16 protein-coding genes are annotated in these 17,993 nt (G+C 63.3%); 9 read left to right on the top strand and 7 right to left on the bottom strand.

Translation table 11 applies throughout. From position 1 onward, the window contains the following. Positions 1 to 157: 157 nt before the first annotated feature. A complete protein-coding gene (putA, locus tag ACFOJ9_RS18695) occupies positions 158 to 3,769 on the top strand; it encodes a bifunctional proline dehydrogenase/L-glutamate gamma-semialdehyde dehydrogenase PutA (protein ID WP_378980364.1) in 3,612 nt (1,203 codons plus the stop codon). 13 nt (positions 3,770 to 3,782) lie between these two features. On the opposite strand, the gene ACFOJ9_RS18690 is transcribed toward putA, so the two are convergent. Genes ACFOJ9_RS18690 through ACFOJ9_RS18675 form a run of 4 tightly spaced genes read right to left on the bottom strand, consistent with a single transcriptional unit; the run spans position 3,783 to position 7,888 of the window. Continuing rightward, the gene (locus ACFOJ9_RS18690) at positions 3,783 to 4,097 is read right to left on the bottom strand and encodes an antibiotic biosynthesis monooxygenase family protein (protein WP_378980363.1); all 315 of its coding nucleotides are present in this window, start codon (positions 4,095 to 4,097) and stop codon (positions 3,783 to 3,785) included. Positions 4,098 to 4,156: 59 nt separating this feature from the next. Beyond that, complete coding sequence (locus ACFOJ9_RS18685) at positions 4,157 to 5,260, bottom strand: TonB family protein (protein ID WP_378980362.1); 1,104 nt, start codon at positions 5,258 to 5,260, stop codon at positions 4,157 to 4,159. 1 nt (position 5,261) lies between these two features. Further along, a complete protein-coding gene (locus tag ACFOJ9_RS18680; RefSeq protein ID WP_378980361.1) occupies positions 5,262 to 5,705 on the bottom strand; it encodes a hypothetical protein in 444 nt (147 codons plus the stop codon). Positions 5,706 to 5,710: 5 nt separating this feature from the next. Then, the gene (locus tag ACFOJ9_RS18675; RefSeq protein ID WP_378980360.1) at positions 5,711 to 7,888 is read right to left on the bottom strand and encodes a TonB-dependent hemoglobin/transferrin/lactoferrin family receptor; all 2,178 of its coding nucleotides are present in this window, start codon (positions 7,886 to 7,888) and stop codon (positions 5,711 to 5,713) included. Between the two features lie 197 nt (positions 7,889 to 8,085). On the opposite strand from ACFOJ9_RS18675, the gene hemP reads away from it, so the two are divergent. Genes hemP through ACFOJ9_RS18650 form a run of 5 tightly spaced genes read left to right on the top strand, consistent with a single transcriptional unit; the run spans position 8,086 to position 12,222 of the window. Next, positions 8,086 to 8,292 carry a hemin uptake protein HemP gene (hemP, locus tag ACFOJ9_RS18670; protein ID WP_258594231.1) on the top strand — a complete coding sequence of 69 codons (207 nt, stop codon included), beginning with the start codon at positions 8,086 to 8,088 and terminating at the stop codon, positions 8,290 to 8,292. Between the two features lie 22 nt (positions 8,293 to 8,314). Continuing rightward, positions 8,315 to 9,376: a hemin-degrading factor gene (locus ACFOJ9_RS18665; protein ID WP_378980359.1), complete on the top strand. Its 1,062-nt coding sequence runs from the start codon at positions 8,315 to 8,317 to the stop codon at positions 9,374 to 9,376. A gap of 11 nt (positions 9,377 to 9,387) precedes the next feature. Beyond that, complete coding sequence (locus tag ACFOJ9_RS18660; protein ID WP_378980358.1) at positions 9,388 to 10,314, top strand: heme/hemin ABC transporter substrate-binding protein; 927 nt, start codon at positions 9,388 to 9,390, stop codon at positions 10,312 to 10,314. An 11-nt stretch (positions 10,315 to 10,325) separates the two neighbouring features. Beyond that, positions 10,326 to 11,423 carry a FecCD family ABC transporter permease gene (locus tag ACFOJ9_RS18655; RefSeq protein ID WP_378980357.1) on the top strand — a complete coding sequence of 366 codons (1,098 nt, stop codon included), beginning with the start codon at positions 10,326 to 10,328 and terminating at the stop codon, positions 11,421 to 11,423. A 7-nt stretch (positions 11,424 to 11,430) separates the two neighbouring features. Continuing rightward, complete coding sequence (locus ACFOJ9_RS18650; protein ID WP_378980356.1) at positions 11,431 to 12,222, top strand: heme ABC transporter ATP-binding protein; 792 nt, start codon at positions 11,431 to 11,433, stop codon at positions 12,220 to 12,222. A 154-nt stretch (positions 12,223 to 12,376) separates the two neighbouring features. Here ACFOJ9_RS18650 and rirA read toward each other — a convergent pair whose 3' ends face one another. Further along, positions 12,377 to 12,841 carry an iron-responsive transcriptional regulator RirA gene (gene rirA, locus ACFOJ9_RS18645; RefSeq protein ID WP_013531245.1) on the bottom strand — a complete coding sequence of 155 codons (465 nt, stop codon included), beginning with the start codon at positions 12,839 to 12,841 and terminating at the stop codon, positions 12,377 to 12,379. Positions 12,842 to 13,116: 275 nt separating this feature from the next. On the opposite strand from rirA, the gene ACFOJ9_RS18640 reads away from it, so the two are divergent. From ACFOJ9_RS18640 to ACFOJ9_RS18630, 3 genes are all read left to right on the top strand, one after another. Continuing rightward, positions 13,117 to 14,412 carry a DUF445 domain-containing protein gene (locus tag ACFOJ9_RS18640; protein WP_378980355.1) on the top strand — a complete coding sequence of 432 codons (1,296 nt, stop codon included), beginning with the start codon at positions 13,117 to 13,119 and terminating at the stop codon, positions 14,410 to 14,412. 112 nt (positions 14,413 to 14,524) lie between these two features. Beyond that, positions 14,525 to 14,953: a phasin family protein gene (locus tag ACFOJ9_RS18635; RefSeq protein ID WP_378980354.1), complete on the top strand. Its 429-nt coding sequence runs from the start codon at positions 14,525 to 14,527 to the stop codon at positions 14,951 to 14,953. 190 nt (positions 14,954 to 15,143) lie between these two features. Next, positions 15,144 to 15,641 carry a MaoC family dehydratase gene (locus ACFOJ9_RS18630; RefSeq protein WP_378980353.1) on the top strand — a complete coding sequence of 166 codons (498 nt, stop codon included), beginning with the start codon at positions 15,144 to 15,146 and terminating at the stop codon, positions 15,639 to 15,641. 43 nt (positions 15,642 to 15,684) lie between these two features. Here the strand turns inward: ACFOJ9_RS18630 and ACFOJ9_RS18625 are convergent, their stop codons facing one another. Next, positions 15,685 to 16,326 carry a LysE family translocator gene (locus tag ACFOJ9_RS18625; RefSeq protein WP_378980352.1) on the bottom strand — a complete coding sequence of 214 codons (642 nt, stop codon included), beginning with the start codon at positions 16,324 to 16,326 and terminating at the stop codon, positions 15,685 to 15,687. A 101-nt stretch (positions 16,327 to 16,427) separates the two neighbouring features. Then, positions 16,428 to 17,894, bottom strand: a complete 1,467-nt coding sequence (locus ACFOJ9_RS18620) for an MFS transporter (RefSeq protein WP_378980351.1) — start codon at positions 17,892 to 17,894, stop codon at positions 16,428 to 16,430. Positions 17,895 to 17,993: the final 99 nt, after the last annotated feature.

Here is a 17,993-nt window from a genome sequence, read left to right as displayed (position 1 = left end):
ATGCAGTCCATATGTCAATTCTGAGCCGCTAGGATAAATCGAATGACCTGCAATGTCGATTTCTTCGGACCGACTGAAAATTCGCACCTGTGCTAGCTTGCGCCATTCGGTCCGGTGACCGCCGGCCGCTCCCTTTTGCTCGATCCATGGGACCACCATGCCAGCGCTTGATGCCATCCGCCAGCAGATCCGCGCCAACTACCTGCCCGACGAAGACGAGGCCGTGAAGCGGCTGGCCGAGGCGACGGGCCTTTCAGCGAAAGACCGCAAGGCGATCTCGGCCCGGGCTGCCGATCTGGTGCGGGCGGTGCGCGGCTCGTCGGATCCTCGGCTGATGGAAGTCTTCCTGTCCGCCTATGGTCTCTCCACCAAGGAAGGCGTGGCGCTGATGTGCCTGGCCGAGGCGCTGTTGCGCGTGCCCGACACCGAGACGATGGACGACCTCATCGCCGACAAGATCGCGCCGCACGACTGGTCGGCGCATTCGGGCGGTTCGAGCTCCATCTTCGTCAACGCCTCGACCTGGGCGCTGATGCTGACCGGCCGTGTCCTCGATGAGGGTGAGGGCGGCATTGAAGGCACGCTGCGCTCGATGGTGCGGCGACTGGGCGAGCCGGTCATCCGCAAGGCGGTGGCCGCCGCCATGCGCGAGATGGGCGAGCAGTTCGTGCTCGGCCGCACCATCACTGAAGCCGTCAAGCGCGGCCGGCCGATGACGCAGAAAGGCTATCTCTATTCCTTCGACATGCTGGGCGAGGCGGCCCGCACCGAGGCCGACGCCTTGCGTTATCACAAGGCCTATGCCGACGCGATTTCCTCGCTCGATGCCGGCTCCAACGGTCCTGATATCAGGCAGAACCACGGCATTTCGGTCAAGCTTTCGGCCCTGCATCCACGCTACGAGGTGGCGCAGAGGGACGAGATGCTGCCGGTCATGGCCGAGCGGCTGCTGTCGCTGGCGCTAGCCGCGCGCCATTCGCGCATGGGGCTCAACATCGATGCCGAGGAAGCCGACCGCCTCGATCTGTCGCTCGACGTCATCGAGCGGGTGCTGGCCGAGCCGGAGCTCGCCGGCTGGAACGGTTTTGGCGTCGTCGTCCAGGCCTATGGGCCGCGCGCCGCCTTTGCCATCGACTGGCTCTACGCGCTGGCGAAGAAATACGACCGCAACATCATGGTGCGGCTGGTCAAGGGCGCGTATTGGGACACCGAGATCAAGCGGGCGCAAACGCTGGGCCTCACCGGCTACCCCGTCTTCACCCGCAAGGCCAACACCGACGTCTCCTACATGGCTTGCGCCAAGAAGCTGCTGTCGATGACCGACCGTATCTATCCGCAATTCGCCACCCACAACGCCCACACCGTCGCCGCGATCCTGTCGATGGCTGACAATCGCGATGCCTTCGAGTTCCAGCGCCTGCACGGCATGGGCGAAGCCCTGCACGAGACGGTGCGACGGTCCGAAGGCACGCGTTGCCGTATCTATGCGCCGGTCGGTGCGCATTCCGATCTGCTTGCCTATCTGGTCCGCCGGTTGCTGGAGAACGGTGCCAATTCTTCCTTCGTGCATCAGCTGACCGACGAGGATGTCGAGCCGGAGGACATTGCGCGTGATCCGCTCGAAACGGTCGAAAGCCAAGGTCCGGCCGCCAATCCGGCGATTGCCCGGCCTTCCCAGATTTTTGGCGCCGGCCGTCGCAATTCCAGGGGATTTGATATCACCGACACGGTGACGCTGGCGGCGATCGACAAGGCCAAGGCCGCCTTCGCCGGGCCGGATCGTTGGCATGCCAAGCCGATCACCCGTGCCGCCGGCTACGGCAAGCAGCGTCCGATCGTCAACCCGGCAAAGCCTTCCGAGGTGGTCGGCACGGTCAGCGAAGCCGCTGCCAAGCAAGTCGCGACCGCCGTGCGCTTTGCGGTGGAAGCGCAGCCGGCCTGGGCAAAACGTCCTGTCGCCGATCGCGCCGCGATCCTCAACCGCGCCGCCGATCTCTACGAGACGAATGCCGTCGAGTTCTTTGCACTTGCCACAAGGGAGGCCGGCAAATCGCTGGCCGATGGTGTGGCCGAGGTGCGCGAGGCCGTCGACTTCCTGCGCTACTACGCCACCGAGGCGGCCAATGCGGAGGCGGGCACGCAAGCGCGCGGCGCCATCGTCTGCATCTCGCCGTGGAATTTCCCGCTCGCCATCTTCACCGGCCAGATCGCGGCAGCACTTGTCACCGGCAATTCGGTTATCGCAAAGCCGGCCGAGCAGACGCCGCTGATCGCCTTTCGCGCTGTCGAACTGCTGCGCGAGGCCGGCGTGCCGGAAGATGTCATCCAGCTTCTGCCGGGCGACGGCCCATCGGTCGGCGGGCCGCTCACCGCCGACCCGCGCATTGCCGGCGTCTGCTTCACCGGCTCGACCGAGGTCGCCAAGCTGATCGAGAAACAGCTGGCCGAGACGGCCGCGCCCGACGCCATGCTGATCGCCGAGACCGGCGGCCTCAACGCCATGATCGTCGATTCCACCGCGCTGCCCGAACAGGGGGTGCGCGACATCCTCGCCTCGGCCTTCCAGAGTGCCGGCCAGCGCTGCTCGGCGCTGCGCGTGCTTTATGTCCAAAAGGATGTCGAGAAGAAGATGCTGGAGATGCTGAAAGGCGCCATGGAGGCGCTCAGCATTGGCGATCCCTGGCGGATTTCGACCGATGTCGGCCCGGTCATCGACGACGAGGCACAAAGCTCGATCCGCGAGTACTGCACCAAAATGGGTCTGCAGGGCCGGCTGATCGCCAAGCTTGAGGCACCCAAGGAGGGGCGCTTCGTTGCGCCGCACGTCTTCCGGGTCAAGGGCATCGAGGACATGGAGCGCGAAGTGTTCGGGCCGGTGCTGCATGTCGCCACCTTCGACGCCGACGAGATCGATGCGGTCATCGCCGCCATCAACCGCAAGGGCTACGGCTTGACCTTCGGCCTGCACACCCGGATCGAGGGCCGCGTCCAGCATTTCGTCGATGGCATCCATGCCGGCAACATCTATGTCAACCGCAACCAGATCGGCGCCGTCGTCGGTTCGCAGCCGTTTGGCGGCGAGGGGCTTTCAGGCACCGGTCCGAAGGCCGGAGGTCCGCACTATCTCAGGCGTTTTCGCAAGGGGCCGGAGGCAGGTACCCATTTGCAGGATGGCCATAAGGTGACGGCGACCGAGCTTTCCGACAATCTGCCTGATCCCACACTTGGCGGCTGGTCGACGCGGCCCGACCGGATCGCCATTCTGAGGAAGCATCTGCGCGGCAAGGGTGCTGCGGCCATAGGTGCCGCCGCCGGCATCGATTTCGGCCAGGTCGACCTGCCTGGGCCGACCGGCGAGGCCAACACGCTCTCGCTGTCGCCACGCGGACGGGTGCTGTGCCTTGGTCCCGATGGCGACACGCTGCTCGCGCAGACGATCCAGGCACTCGCCGCCGGCAATGCGGTGCTGGCCGTGGCGCCCGGCGCACCGGCGGCGCTTTCCCCATTGACCGGCAAGGGCCTGCCGCTCGCCGCCATCGACGGCCGACCGGATCCGGTCGAAGCGCGCGCGCTGCGCGTCGACGTCGTCGCCTTTTCCGGCACACCCGAGGCTGCACGCATCGTGCGCAAGGTCATCGCCGACCGCTCAGGCCCGATCGTGCCGCTGGTCAGCGAGGTGCTGAACCCGGCGGCCTATGCACATGAACGGGCTGTCTGCGTCGATACCACCGCCGCCGGCGGCAATGCGAGCCTGCTGGCCGGAGCCTGACCCCGGCCAGTATTTACGCGCCTTCGACGACTGAAAAGCCCTCAAACTGCGGATGGCCGAGATAGTGGACCTTGGTCGTGCCGACATTCTTGTGGGCGGCACGGAAATTCTCCGACTTGGTCCAGGCGATAAAATCATCATGGCTCGCCCACACTGTGTGCGACGCGAACAGCGTGTAACCTTCGGTCTCGTTGACCGGGCCACGCAGCAGGTGGAATTCCCGGAACCCTTTCATCTCCGCGAGGCTGGAGTCGCGGTTCTTCCACACGGCTTCGAAATCGTTCTCCGAGCCGGTCTGCACCTTGAAGCGGTTCATGGCGATGTACATGGTGGTCCTCTCATATGGTTGTTGATGATTAGCGGCCGTAGCGTTTGTTCTGCGCGCATTCAAAATGGGCCGATTTCGGTCTCGAATTCCAAACTCTCGCTTGCTGCCTGTGGTGGAATTGGGGGGAAGGGGGCTGCCTTGCGGACAATGCCAAGCGCTGCCTGATCGAAAGCCGTCGATCCTGAGGTCTCCAGGATGCGCAACGCGTTTATGTTGCCCTTCCTGCCTATGACGAATGTGACAACCGCATTGTTGCGTGCCGCCAGTTGCAGGGAAGGCGGGAGGGTGCGATTGACGCTGCCAAGCTTTCTAAAGACGTCGCCGCGATAGTTGTCGTCCGCGGCGCTGCCTGCCTCTTTTTGTCTTTTGCCCTTGCTGGCTGCTTGCGCCGACCGGTCCTGGCCATCCGCCGTGCCACGCTTCTCATCCGTCGCCCTTGAAGGAGCAGTTGCCGGAGTTGGCCGGGCGCTGGGGATCGGAGGCCGTTCTGGAACGGCGACAGGCGTGACCGTGCTCTCGGCCTGAACGGTTGGCTGCGCCGGCGTGTCGGCCTTCCGAGCTATACTCTGGTCATCGGAGCGTGGGGCGCCGGCCACCAATATGTCGGGCGTCACTGGGGGCTGTTTGACGGGATCCGGCAACGGCTTGAGCGGCGGCTTTGCCGCTTCCGTGGCAGGTTGGGAGGCCTCTTTTGGCGGCGTTGGCTTAGACGGCGTTGCCGGCTGTGGTTTGGCCGGTTGCGGGTTCGGCACCAGCGCAACGTTTATTGCTGCCGGGTCCTTATCCAACGCGCTGCCGGCCACTTTGGTGCCCGACTGATCGCTGCCTTCCGGCTGCTCGGCATCCTGGGGACTGGACATCCCAGAAGGCATCAGAAAGGCCGCCGCCACCGCGGCATGGAGCAGGCAGGAGACGACGATCGCTGCCGTCCATTTGCGGTTCCAGGCCGATGGCCGCGGCAGCGCAAGCGGCTCGGCTGGCTCTATGGCCAGCACGGGGCCGGCGTCGGGGAGGGGACTGATATCGTGCATGTCTCGCCGCGAGACCTGCAGCGACAAGGGCAGAATTGTCAAATCAAGATCGTTCGCTGGCAGCGGCAGTCGGCCGTGGCCGGCAATTGGCCCCGCCACGGTGTTCTGCAGGAATGCGGGATGCAGTCCCACCTCAGACGCCGAAAGCGATACCGGTCTTTGTGCCCGTCTTCAGCTTGCGCATGCAGGCATTTGGTTCGATGCCGGTGCCAGAGCACTCCGTCGCGCTGTTGATCAGCACGCGGCTGACTTTCGAACATTCGGTGCCGGCCAGATCGAAACGCGTCACCTTGGTCTTGCCCACCGGCAATTCCTTGAAGTCGAGCATGGTCAGCCGGTCGACGACGCCGGCTTCGTTGAACAGGGCGATCTCGAACGCCGCCTTGGACAGGTCGGCGCCGAGATTGTTGTTGACCACGAACGTCAGGCGGCAACCCTTGTCGGAAGGTTGCGCACCGTTGAGTTCAAGGGTCAGCGCGGGGACCGGCGCGGACTCTTGTGCCCACGCCGGAACCATCGCAAGCGACATCGCCAGCGTCGAGGTCAGCAGACGAAGGGATGTCGTCAAGCTCGTCATGGTCATCAGCCTCCAAACCGCATCGTTGCCGCCAGCTTCAGCGTTATGCCGGGCTCATAGACCGCAACTGTCGTGCTGCCGTTGAGCGGGTTGGCGTATTTGACATCGAACAGATTGTCGGCGCGGAAATCGACCTTGAGATTATCGGTCGCCTGATAACTGGCGAAGGCATTGACCAGCGTGTAGTCCTTGGCCACCGCATTGCCCTTCGGCTTGCCGTTGTACTGCACTTCGCCGCCGACAGTCAGTTTGTCTTCGAGGAAGCGCAAGCCGAGCTGCGCCGTGATCTGGGAGGAGGGGATGGTGGCGAGATCTGCCCGGTCGCCTTCATACGATATCGTATGCCCATTGATGATGGACGCCGAAAGTCCGGCATAGCCCCATGCCGCGTCGTAAACGCCTTCCATTTCGAAGCCGTTGATCTTGGCCTTGGCGAAATTCTGATACTGGAAGCAGATCGGGATCCCTGGGCCGAACGGGCAGCCGCTGGTCGGGTCGAACGCCGACAGCGTCACACCTTCGATATAGTCGTCGACATCGTTGTTGAAATACGCCGCCTTGAGACGGAACGCGTCGCCAGCCTCGATAATGTCGTTCTGCTTGTAGTTGAAGCCGAATTCGGTCGTCTTGCCGGTCTCTGGCCGCAGATTGGGATTGGGCAGGAACGGGAAACTGACGCCTGCCGGGTGATTGCCGCTGATCAGCGTCTCGGTAATCGATGGCGAGCGATAGCCCTCGGCGTAGGTGCCATAAAACTGAAGGCCTGCAAGGCCCGCGGATTCGAACGGGGAGACGCCGACGGTGATGCGCGGCGATACCCTATCGCCAGAAATGTCGTGGGTGTCATCCTTGAGGCTGTAGCTGTCGTAGCGGAGACCGGCGATGACTTCGAGCCAATCCCAGGTGAGCTTGTCCTGGACATAGACGCCGGAGACGTTGCGCTTGCCCGACGGCGTGTAGAAGCTGTCGCCGCCGGCGGTGCCGCCGGTCTTGACGTTGTCGCCGACCCAATCGCCGCCATAGGTCAGTTCGTGCGCGATGCCGGCAGTCTCGAACCGGGACGTGTTCCAGATGTCGATGCCAGTGGTGCCGACGTCGAATGTCGACTGCGATCCCGCCGGCAAGACAACGGGAAGGCCGGTGACCGGATCAAAGCGGTTTTGCGGGACGAGGCTGGTCAGATCGAGATTGGTCTTGTTGTAGGAGGTGTTGATGTGGAGATCGAGCCAGCTCTTGTCCTCATCCGTGATGTTGTAGCGCGCCGTGAAGGTGTTCGACTTCAGGTCGACGTCATTGACCGGCACACCGCCGCTGATCTCGTTCCAGCCGTCGCTTGAACCGACCCAGCCGAGCTTCAGTTCGCTGTTGTCGGTCGGGCGGATGGTGGTCTTGAGCAGGCCGCTCAGCACGTCGAAGCCGGTGCCCTTGACCGTGTCGCCACCGCCATCCTTGTAGTCGTCGTAGTTGCGGTAGACGATGTTGCCGAGCGCATCCCAGTTCTCCTTGAAGCGATAGGCGCCGGATGCGCTGGTGGTCCAGCCCTTGCCGTTGCTTTCATAGCGTCCCGTGACGGAGCCGGCCCATGTCTCGTCCGGCTTGAGAAAGTCCGCGGCATCCTTGGTGTCAAAGAAGACGACGCCGCCGATGGCGCCCGAGCCGTAAGTGTTGGCGACGGGGCCACGGATCACGTCGACGGATTTGACGAGCTCGGGGTCGATGTAGAAGGTCGACTGGGTGCCGTGGTCGGAACGCTGGAAATTCTGACGGGCGCCGTCGACGATGACCGCGACGCGGCCGAAATCCTGCAAGCCGCGAATATTGATGCTGGTGCTGACGCGCCGGGCGTCCGCCTGCGCCGCGACACCTGGCACGCCGAGCAGCATTTCATTGGGCGTCGTCGCCATGCGGCGGTCGAGTTGTTCCTGATCGACATGGCTGGTCGACGCGAGCGATTCGATCGCCGTCTCGCCGGTGCGGCTGATGACGAGGATCTTGTCGAGTAGCGTTGCTCCCGCGGGTGCGGCCTTTTCTTCGTCAGTCTTCTTCGTTTGATCTGTCTGCGGGGCCGCCTGCTGAGCGTTGGCCAGTTGCGCCGACAAGGCGATCGCCGCCACGCTGGCCAGCAAAGCCGCCGCGCCGTTCGCCGCCGACCGGCCGCGCCATTCCCAATTCACCAACCCCATGCCCCAACTCCAAAGTCCAGGTTTCATGCTGGCTGGCCCGGGGCTGGCTGGCATTTTTGATCGTGTCCGGCGTCTTAAATCTTGACTCATTTAATCCGGTATTGCACTGACTAGTAAACATGATTATTCAAGTCAAGAATGAATCGGATTACGCAACGCCTAGCCAGACGCCCGGCACAGGAAAGGGATCGATCCAGATGAATACCCACAATCCCAACGATTTTCGCTATCGCGTCCGCCGTTCCGACGATGCTTCCACCCGTTTCGACCGGGTTCCGCTGGCGGTGCGGACCCTGTCGAGCAACACCCTGTTCCAGGGCGAGCACGAGATCGGCATCGAGCATCACGGCGCGCTCTACCGGCTGAAGATCACCCGCCAGGGCAAGCTCATTCTCAACAAGTAAGACAAGGCAACAGGGACGAGACATGGACCAGCGCGTAAAACCCGCCCCGCATGAAATCCGGCGGGCACGGACAGACAATCCGAAGACCCGCGAGCGTGATCTGGCTGCCCAGCTCGGCATTTCGGAGGCCGAGCTGGTCGCGGCGTATTGCGGCGACGGCGTTGTCCGCATCGAGCCGCGCGTCAACGATCTTTTGACCGGCCTTGAGGCCGTCGGCGAGGTCATGGCGCTGACCCGCAATGAAAGCGCGGTGCACGAAAAGATCGGCGTCTACGACAAGGTCGTCACCGGCAACCACAATGCCATGGTGCTTGGCGAAAACATCGACCTGCGCATCTTCCCGAAGGTGTGGGCACACGGCTTTGCCGTGGAAAAGCGCGATGGCGACGAGATCCGCCGCAGCCTGCAGTTCTTCGATGCGGCAGGCGAGGCCGTGCACAAGGTGCATCTGCGGCCGGCCTCCAGCCTCTATGCCTATCAGAAGCTGGTCGCTGCGCTCGAATCGTCCAACCAGGAGCCGACGGTCGATATTTCAGGGCCGCTCGCCGATGACGAGACCCATGGTGACGAAGCGACCGCCAGTCTCGACGATCTGCGCGACCGCTGGAGCCGGCTGACCGACGTGCACCAGTTCTTCGGCATGCTGAAGACGCTGAAGCTCAGCCGCCGGCAGGCGGTGCGCATGGTCGGCCAGGACTATGCCTGGCTGCTCGACAATGATGCGGTCCGGGCCATGTTCCATCACGCCGCCGAAGGCGAGATGCCGATCATGTGCTTTGTCGGAAACCGCGGCTGCATCCAGATCCATTCCGGTCCGATCAAGTCCATCAAGCCGATGGGACCATGGATCAACGTGCTGGACGAGACCTTCCACCTGCATCTGCGGACCGACCATATCCACGAGGTCTGGGCCGTGCGCAGGCCGACCAAGGACGGGCATGTCACCTCGCTCGAGGTCTATGACGCTGACGGCAAGATGATCATCCAGTTCTTCGGCAAGCGTCATGAAGGCGAAGCCGAGCGTGACGACTGGCGCTTCCTGGCGGAAAATCTGCCGCGCATTCCAAGCCCGACCGCAGCCTGAGGACTATAGAAATGGTTTCCTTTTCCAGACTGGCGCCTGTCCTCAGCTTGGCGCCCGTTTTAAGATCGGCAATGGGGCCGGCGATCGGTCTTTCCCTGGCTTTTGTCGCGTTGCAACCTGCCGGCGCCACCGAAGGCACGGCCGTGTTTGCCGATCCGTCGAAGATAGCCGCCATTGGCGGCTCGATCACCGAGATCGTCTACGCGCTCGGCGAGGAGAAGCATCTGGTGGCGCGCGATTCCACCAGCCGGTATCCAAAGGCGGCGCTTGAGCTGCCCGATGTCGGCTACATGCGTGCGCTGTCGCCGGAAGGCGTGCTCTCGGTCAATCCGACCGGCATCCTGGCGCTGCATGGCAGCGGTCCCAAGGAAGCCGTCGATGTCCTGAAGAAGACGAGCGTCCCGTTCATCGAAGTGCCTGAGCATTATAGCCACGAAGGCATCCTCGAGAAGGTCCGCATCGTCGGCAAGGCGCTCGGCGTCGACGCCAAGGCCGAGGTGCTGGCCAAGGAGCTTGATGCCAAGCTCACGGCAGCCGAACAGCAAACGGCCTCGATCAAGCAGCGCAAGCGCATCCTGTTCGTGCTGTCGATACAGGGCGGCAAGATCCTGGCGGCCGGCAGCGAGACCGCCGCCGACGGCATGGTCAAGCTGGCCGGCGGGGTCAACGCGGTCGAGGGCTTTTCCGGCTACAAGCAAATGTCCGACGAGGCTGTTATCACCGCCAGGCCGGATGTGATCCTGATGATGAGCAATGCCGGACCTCCGGTATCGGACGACGAACTGTTCGGCAATCCGTCGATCGCCTCGACGCCGGCCGGAACCGCGCGCAAGCTGATCCGCATCGATGGCGCCTATCTGCTCGGCTTCGGGCCACGCACGGCTGATGCCATCCATGACCTCGCTGTCTCGCTTTATGGCGGGCAGGTCACGGACTGAGCAGGCAGATCATGGTCGATCAATCGATCGCCGGTCCGGTGATGGCGAGCGCATCCGAGGGCGACCGGTCGGGCCGCGCCCGCATCGTCATTCTGCTGCTGTGCCTGGGGCTGGCGGCTGCCGTTTTTCTGTCGCTGACATCAGGAGCGTCGGACGCATCGGCCGTCAACGTCATCGGCGACTGGCTGTTCGGCACAGTGCCTGATAACGCCGCGTTGAGCGCCCGCGACAGCCTGATCGTCTACGACATCCGCCTGCCGCGCATCATCCTCGGCATGCTGGTCGGCGCGGCGCTCGCGGTCTCCGGCGCGGTCATGCAGGGACTGTTCCGCAATCCGCTGGCCGACCCCGGCCTGATCGGCGTCTCGGCCGGCTCCAGCCTCGGCGCGGTTGCCGTCATCGTGCTCGGCGCTACAATATTGGCTCCGGTGACCGCCTTGCTCGGCACGCTTGCACTGCCATTGGCCGCCTTCTGTGGCGGGCTCGCCACCACGCTGGTGCTTTATCAGATCGCGACACGACGGGGGCAAACCTCGGTTGCCACAATGCTGCTCGCCGGCATCGCACTGGCAGCGCTCGCCATGGCGCTGACCGGCATCCTCATCTTCATGGCCGACGATCGCCAGTTGCGCGACCTGACTTTCTGGCAGCTCGGATCGCTCGGCGGCGCGACCTGGGCGAAGATTGCTTCCGTCGGTCCGATCATCGTGCTGGCGCTGGCGGCAATGCCGTTCCTGGCGCGCGGCCTCAACGCGCTGGCACTGGGCGAGGCGACCGCCGGTCATCTCGGTATTCCGGTACAGCGGCTGAAATACACGGCCATCATCGGCGTCTCGGCGGCGGTCGGCGCGTCCGTCGCCGTCAGCGGCGGCATCGGCTTCGTCGGCATCGTGGTGCCGCATCTGCTGCGCCTGCTGATCGGTCCGGACAATCGCTACCTGCTGCCGGCGTCGGCGCTGCTCGGTGCCTCGCTGCTGCTGCTGGCCGACGCGGTCGCACGCACCATCGTTGCGCCGGCCGAATTGCCGATCGGCATCGTCACCGCGATGGCCGGGGCGCCGTTCTTCCTTTGGATCCTGCTGCGCAAGCGCGGCATAGTCGACCTGTGAGGCTTGGATGATCGAGGCAAGGGACGTTTCGGTTGATATCGCCGGCAAGCCTATCGTCACCGGTGTCGATTTCCACGCGCGGCCGGGCGAGATCGCTGCCATCGTCGGCCCCAATGGTTCGGGCAAAACGACCTTCCTCAAGGCGCTTTCCGGCGAACTCGCCTATACCGGGCGCGTCGCGCTCAACGGCCGCGATCTCTCGGCGATGAAGCCGGTCGAGACCGCAGTTCATCGGGCGGTGCTGCCGCAGGCGACGACGCTGTCGTTCCCGTTCACGGTGCGAGAAGTGGTCAAGCTTGGTCTTGTCGGCGGCCGCTCGGGCGTCTTGCCGGGCGAGGATGCGCGGCTGCCGGAACGGGCGCTGGCGCGTGTCGATCTCGACGGCTTTGCCGGGCGTTTCTACCAGGAGCTTTCCGGCGGCGAGCAACAGCGCGTCCAGCTCGCGCGCGTGCTGTGCCAGGTCTGGGCGCCGGTGCTCGACGGCAAGCCGCGCTATCTCTTCCTCGACGAGCCGGTTTCCAGCCTCGACATCAAGCACCAGCTGATCATCATGAACATTGCCCGCGACTTTGCCAGAAGGGGTGGCGGCGTGGTCGCTATCCTGCATGACCTCAATCTCACGGCCATGTATGCGGACCGGATCTTCGTCATGCATCGCGGCCGGCTGGCCGCCACCGGGTCGCCGCAGGACGTGCTGAGCGATGATCTGATCGAAAAGGTGTTCGACTGCCGGCTCAGGGTCGGCGTGCTGCCGGCTGGCAACGTGCCGTTCGTCCTGCCGCAATCAGCGGTCTATTGATATTCAGGTGAGGCCGGCCTGCGAATGGCGGTTTCCTGCGCTTCCGGTACTCACGTACCCAAACGTACGCTCCGTTCCGGTTCTCGGAACCCATCATTCTCGACTCGGCCTGACCTGAATCTCAACAGACCTACTCAAACGCCGGGAGACTTGCTCAGGCGGCCGGGGCGCGGCGCTCCATCAGCATGTCGATGCCGAGCAGGTTGCGCACATTCGGCCGCGCCGCCACCAGGTCGGCGATGGTGTAGCGGGCGAGCACCGCGAAGAACGCGTTCAGCGCCTCGCGCAGCGCCGAATTCAGCGCGCAGCTGTCGACCAGCGGGCATTCGGCGGCGTCGTTCTCGAAGCATTCGGCCATGGCGAAGCTCTCTTCCGTCACGCGCACGACATCGAACAGGCTGATGGCTTCAGCTGCCCGGCCAAGCTTGACGCCGCCATTCCTGCCACGCACGGTCTGGACAAGGCCGTGCTCGACCAGCGGCTGCAGGATCTTGAACAGGAAAAGCTCCGACACCGAATAGGCGGCCGCGATCTCGGGGATGCGGCTCAATCGGTCATCATTCGCCGCGCAATACATCAAGATGCGCATGGCATAGTTGGTCTGGCGCGTAAGCCGCATTTTGTCCTCACAAGGCACTGGTGCGGTGCAACCACGCCAGATTTCAAAATTTTGCTGATGTGGCTTTGACCCGAAATTCCGGATTCGCCACATTGGCCTTGGCGGAATATGGCCTATACCTTGGAATAATTCCAGACTAGCTTCGCACAATAGATGAATTTTCTCCTCAACTTTGTGTGCGCACCCGCGCAAGATTCGGGGCTGAACCGGCTGTCACGGGTATTCCGGCCGTCAAACCACTAAATAGCCTGAGATCGACGAGGAGCAGCTCACCCATGTCACAATCGGCTTCGTCCCTGGCGCCTGTCCGTTTCGATGCCGACGCGGATGCCAAGCTTTCCGCGTTGCGGCGGACAAAATTCGTCGCGGCGGCGGCACTTGCGCTTTGCGTGCTGGTGTTTGCGGTCGCCAAATCATTCGAGCACATCTATCCGTGGCTCGGCTTCGTCGCTGCCTTTGCCGAGGCCGCGACCATCGGCGGCCTGGCCGACTGGTACGCGGTGGTGGCGCTGTTCAGGCGGCCGCTGGGGCTGCCGATCCCGCACACGGCCATCATCCCCGAGAACCAGCACCGCATCGCCGACAATCTCGGCCGCTTCATCGAGGTCAATTTCCTGGCCCCCGAACCGGTGCGTGAAAAGCTTGCCGAGGTCGACTTTTCGGCGCTGGTCGCCGACTGGCTGGCCGATGCCGAGCGTGCCGCGGGCCTGTCGCGCTTCGTCGTGCGGCTGGTGCCGCAGACGCTCGCCGCCGTCGAGCAATCCGGCCTGCGTGGCTTCGTCACCAGCCGCATGCTCGAACAGATCGAAAAGGTGCCGCTGGCCCCGCTGGCGGCCGAGCTGCTCTCCGCGCTCACCGATGATCGCCGCCACCAGAAACTGTTCGACGAGTTCACCAAGGTGATCGGCCGGTTTCTCAACGACGAACAGGCGCTGGCAACGATGCGCGAAAAGATTCGCGAGGAACTGCCGTCGCTGTTCAACCTGTTTCGCGCCGATGCCTATCTCCTGAAAAAGATCGTCGCCTCGGCCGGCTCGCTGCTCGATGAGGTGCGAGCCGATCCCAACCACCCGATGCGCGCCGAATTCGACCGTTTTGCGCAGACATTCATCGAAAAGCTGAGGACATCGAAGCAATATGCCAAACGCGCCGAGAAGCTGAAGCGCGATTTCCTCGTCCGGCCGGAGGTCAAGGGATTGGCCGGCGACATGTGGGCAAGCCTCAGCCAGTTCATCGAGCAGGACGCCAAGGCGCCGAATTCGGTTATCCGCGCGCATCTTGCCAACATGTTCGTCGAGGTCGGCCGCCATCTTGCCAGCGATGCGCAGATCCGGGCCGACATGAATGGGGGATTCGTGGTGGCGCTCGCTTCGTTCGTCGAGAGCCAGAAGAGCGGCGTGTCGACATTCATCGCCGACCAGGTCAAGCGCTGGGATCTTGCGCAGCTGACGCGACTGATCGAGATGAACATCGGCAGGGACCTGCAATACATCCGCTTCAACGGCATGATCATCGGCGGGCTTGCCGGTCTCGTGCTCTATACGGTGGAGCTGCTGTTCCTCACCAATTGATGCGCGGTGAGGTTGCCCCTGGTTCCATCGCGTTCGAAATGGACTCACGGCACGCGAGTGCTATTCTCCTGGTGAGGGCGCCCGCATTTGCGGCAAAGGGGAGTGAGCGAGCATGGCGAAACAACCGGAATCCGATTCCTTCATGGACATGTTCGGCAGGTTCGGTCGCGACCTGAAGGTGCCTAATGTCGATGTCGAGGCGATCCTCGCGCATCACCGCAAGAACCTCGAAGCGCTGGAGAAATCGGTACGAGCCAGTGCCGCCGGCGCGTCCTCGCTGTTGTCCAGGCAGCGCGAAATGCTACAGGACACACTGCGCGAGGTCACGGACATGGCGCAGAGCTACAGGGCGCCGGGCAATCCGCAGGAATTGATGACCAAACAGACGGAGTTTGCCAGAAAGTCCTTCGAAGTCGCATTGAAGAATGCAGGCGAAGTGGCTGAACTGGTCAAGAAATCCGGCACCGAATCGGTCGACATCCTGCGCACGCGCATCAAGGAGGCGATGGAGGAAATCCGCGCCGGCTACGAGAAGAAGTAGCAGATGCGGCCGAGGCCGGCTGGTAGCTGCCGGCTGCCCTGAAGCCTGGAAATCCCGATTTAACCTGCGACTGCGCTCGTGGCGTGGCAGGATTGCGGCCGAAATCGGCGGAACGGATTCGCGCCGAGCGAATTGACAGAGGCCGTCAGTTCGTGGTCCGGAGGCTTTGGAAGCGATCGGGAAACCAGGAATGACTGAAATACGGCCTAAAACGCCGCCGACCTACGAGCAGTTGAGGGCGATGGCCGGGCAGGAGCTTGGCGTGTCGGAGTGGACGACGGTCGACCAGAACCGTATCGACCAGTTCGCCGAATGCACCGGCGACCACCAATGGATTCATGTCGACCCTGAGAGGGCGCGGCGGCAAAGCCCGTTCCGCACGACGATCGCGCATGGCTACCTGACGCTGTCGATCATCGGCGCGCTGGCGCTCGGCATGGGCATCGTGCCTGAGAACACTCAGGCCGCCTTCAATTATGGCTTCGACAAGGTGCGGTTCCTGGCGCCGGTCAAGGTCGGCGCGCGCATCAGGCTGCGCACCACGCTGCTGTCCATGGAGGATAGGGGCCCTGGCCAGTATCTGATGAAGGCAGCCAACACGGTTGAGATCGAAGGCGAGGAAAAGCCTGCCCTGATGGCAGAAACGCTGGTCATGCTCTATGAACGTCGCAAGCGGGCAGGGGTCTAGAGCGACCATCCGCCAGGCCGTGAAGCGGCCGATTTGCACAATGTCAGAGGTTTTGCGGCCTAAGACTGTCAAAGATCAACCTGAGGCCCAGCGCTCCCATGACCGCTCCTGCGAACCGGTCGATCCAGTTCTTGGACCCAAGATAGATCGAACGGGGGCGGCTGGCCGAGAAGGCAAGGGCGACGGCCGCATACCAGGACGCTTCCACCAGGAAAATCAACGGCGGCAGAGCGAGCAGCAGCCAATACGGTGGCGATGCTGGCAGGAGGGCGGCAAAAATGCTGCCATACACGATGGCGGTCTTCGGATTGCAGAGCTGGGTGATGAAAGCAAAAGAAAACGAGCGGAAGCGGGACGGGCGGGGCAAGCCTTCCGTTCGCGGAATAACGATCGGTTCGGATGCACCGCGCCAGATGCGGACACCTAGATAGACAAGGTAGGCGCCGCCGGTCAGCTTCAAGGCGAAGTACAGCCAATCGACCTGCAGCAACAGGGCATTGAGGCCGACGAGCGCCAGGCTGCCAAAGACCGCCCCGCCGAGGCCCATGCCAATTGCGGCGGCCAGCCCGTCAAGCCGGGATGCGGTTACTGCAATGCGCGAAACGAGCACAAAGCTGGGGCCTGGGCTGATGGCGCCGATCAGCAAAGCCCCAATGATGCTGGCGAGAATGGCGACGTCAGACATGTGCAAGCTCCTTTTTGCGCAAGCGAGCAGCATTCCTAGTCCGAACTCCCCACCTGCCGCCACAATGGCAAGTCCCGCCAGCATTCGCAATGTCAGGGGTTTTATAACAGCTCGACCAGTCTCTGCCGCCTGAACTCGGCGCGGGCCGAGAGCAGTGCGAGGAACAGCGCGACCAGCGCCAGCACTGTCGCCGTCTGAAATGTGACTTGCATTCCCCGGGCGGCGGCCTCGGAACTCAGAAACTCCTGACCAACGCCTTGGTGCCCTTCGGCCGATGCGACGGCGAATATGGCGCCCATCAATGATGCGCCGGTGATGAGGCCGAGGTTGCGTGAAAGATTGAGCAGGCCGGAAACGACGCCGCGCTGGCTGGCGCCGATACCGGTCATGACGGCTGCATTGTTCGACGTCTGGAACAGCGCGTAGCCGATGCAGGTGACGGTGATCGGAACGACATAGCCGGCAATGCCGAGTTTGGTCATGGCGAGCGACAGGAGGAACGTGCCTGTCGTGAGGCTGAGCAGGCCAGCGACCATCATCCTGTGGGCGCCGAAGCGGTCGGTCAGGCGTCCAGCCACCAGCGCCGACAGGGTCGAGACAAGCGGCCCGGTCGACAGCACGAGGCCGACCATTGCGGCATCGAGCCCAAGCCCGCGTGACAGGTAGAATGGGGCAACCACAAGGGTCGCCATCATCACCGTGGCGACGATGATGCTCATGGCGAGGCTGGCGCTCAGCTGAAGATCGCGGAAGTTGGCAAGCTGGATCAAGGGGTTTTTCACTCTCGCCTGCGCGGCGGCGAAGAGAAACACGCCGATGCCGGCAGCTATCAGCAGGCTGATGTTGAGTGCGCCGAAATTGCCTCTGCCAAGCGTCATGGCCAGCGCATAGGCGGCCAGCGTCAGGGCCAGCAGGGCGGTGCCCATGACATCGAACGTGCCTTGGTCGACCTGCGCGGTTTTATTGCGTGCCGGCAGGGCACGCCAGGCGAGAGCTAAGGTCAGTACGCCCAGCGGGACATTGACGAGGAAGATCGCGCGCCAGCCCAAGCCTGCGATCAAAAGGCCGCCAAGCGAGGGGCCAAGTGTCGTGCCGATCGCGGACATGGCGCCGAGCAGGCCCATGGCGCTGCCAATTCTGTCTTTGGTCACGGTTTCGGCGACAAAGGCCAGCGTCAGCGCCATCATCAGCGCCGCCCCAAGTCCCTGCACCGCCCGCGCGGCGATCAGCAGCCACAGCGTCGGCGCCAGGCCGCAGAGCACCGATGCCGATGTGAACAGCGCGATACCGCCAAGCAGCAAGGGCCTGCGCCCGAACATGTCGGCCAGCCGTCCGGCGCTGACGATCAGTGTGGTGATGGCCAGCAGATAGGCCAGAACAACCCATTGCACGGACTGGAACGACGCGCCGAAATTCTGCATCAGCGACGGCAGTCCGACGCTGGCAATGCTGGTTCCCAGCGACGACAGCAGCGTGGCGAGCGAAAGGCTTGCCAGCGCCCAGCGGGCGGATTGCATCCGTGGCGGCGTCGATGCGCGCCCGTCCAGATTTTGCTCGGCAATTGCCACGGCGATCTCCTTCCATCAGCCCCATAACCGGAACTGCTGGAGATCTAGTCCCTTGGCCGATGTGGCGGAAGGCGCAGCATTTGCATCTTGTTCGTGCGT

The organism is Mesorhizobium cantuariense (assembly GCF_042647205.1).
Classification (GTDB): domain Bacteria; phylum Pseudomonadota; class Alphaproteobacteria; order Rhizobiales; family Rhizobiaceae; genus Mesorhizobium; species Mesorhizobium cantuariense.
This window is presented reverse-complemented; position numbering and strand designations above follow the sequence as displayed.

Bases quoted from the DNA above. Each gene is read 5' to 3' on its own strand.
- putA (WP_378980364.1), top strand. From the start codon at position 158: ATGCCAGCGCTTGATGCCATCCGCCAGCAGATCCGCGCCAACTACCTG.
- ACFOJ9_RS18690 (WP_378980363.1), bottom strand. From the start codon at position 4,097: ATGTACATCGCCATGAACCGCTTCAAGGTGCAGACCGGCTCGGAGAAC.
- ACFOJ9_RS18680 (WP_378980361.1), bottom strand. From the start codon at position 5,705: ATGACGAGCTTGACGACATCCCTTCGTCTGCTGACCTCGACGCTGGCG.
- ACFOJ9_RS18675 (WP_378980360.1), bottom strand. From the start codon at position 7,888: ATGGGGTTGGTGAATTGGGAATGGCGCGGCCGGTCGGCGGCGAACGGC.
- hemP (WP_258594231.1), top strand. From the start codon at position 8,086: ATGAATACCCACAATCCCAACGATTTTCGCTATCGCGTCCGCCGTTCC.
- ACFOJ9_RS18665 (WP_378980359.1), top strand. From the start codon at position 8,315: ATGGACCAGCGCGTAAAACCCGCCCCGCATGAAATCCGGCGGGCACGG.
- ACFOJ9_RS18660 (WP_378980358.1), top strand. From the start codon at position 9,388: ATGGTTTCCTTTTCCAGACTGGCGCCTGTCCTCAGCTTGGCGCCCGTT.
- ACFOJ9_RS18655 (WP_378980357.1), top strand. From the start codon at position 10,326: ATGGTCGATCAATCGATCGCCGGTCCGGTGATGGCGAGCGCATCCGAG.
- ACFOJ9_RS18650 (WP_378980356.1), top strand. From the start codon at position 11,431: ATGATCGAGGCAAGGGACGTTTCGGTTGATATCGCCGGCAAGCCTATC.
- rirA (WP_013531245.1), bottom strand. From the start codon at position 12,841: ATGCGGCTTACGCGCCAGACCAACTATGCCATGCGCATCTTGATGTAT.
- ACFOJ9_RS18640 (WP_378980355.1), top strand. From the start codon at position 13,117: ATGTCACAATCGGCTTCGTCCCTGGCGCCTGTCCGTTTCGATGCCGAC.
- ACFOJ9_RS18635 (WP_378980354.1), top strand. From the start codon at position 14,525: ATGGCGAAACAACCGGAATCCGATTCCTTCATGGACATGTTCGGCAGG.
- ACFOJ9_RS18630 (WP_378980353.1), top strand. From the start codon at position 15,144: ATGACTGAAATACGGCCTAAAACGCCGCCGACCTACGAGCAGTTGAGG.
- ACFOJ9_RS18625 (WP_378980352.1), bottom strand. From the start codon at position 16,326: ATGTCTGACGTCGCCATTCTCGCCAGCATCATTGGGGCTTTGCTGATC.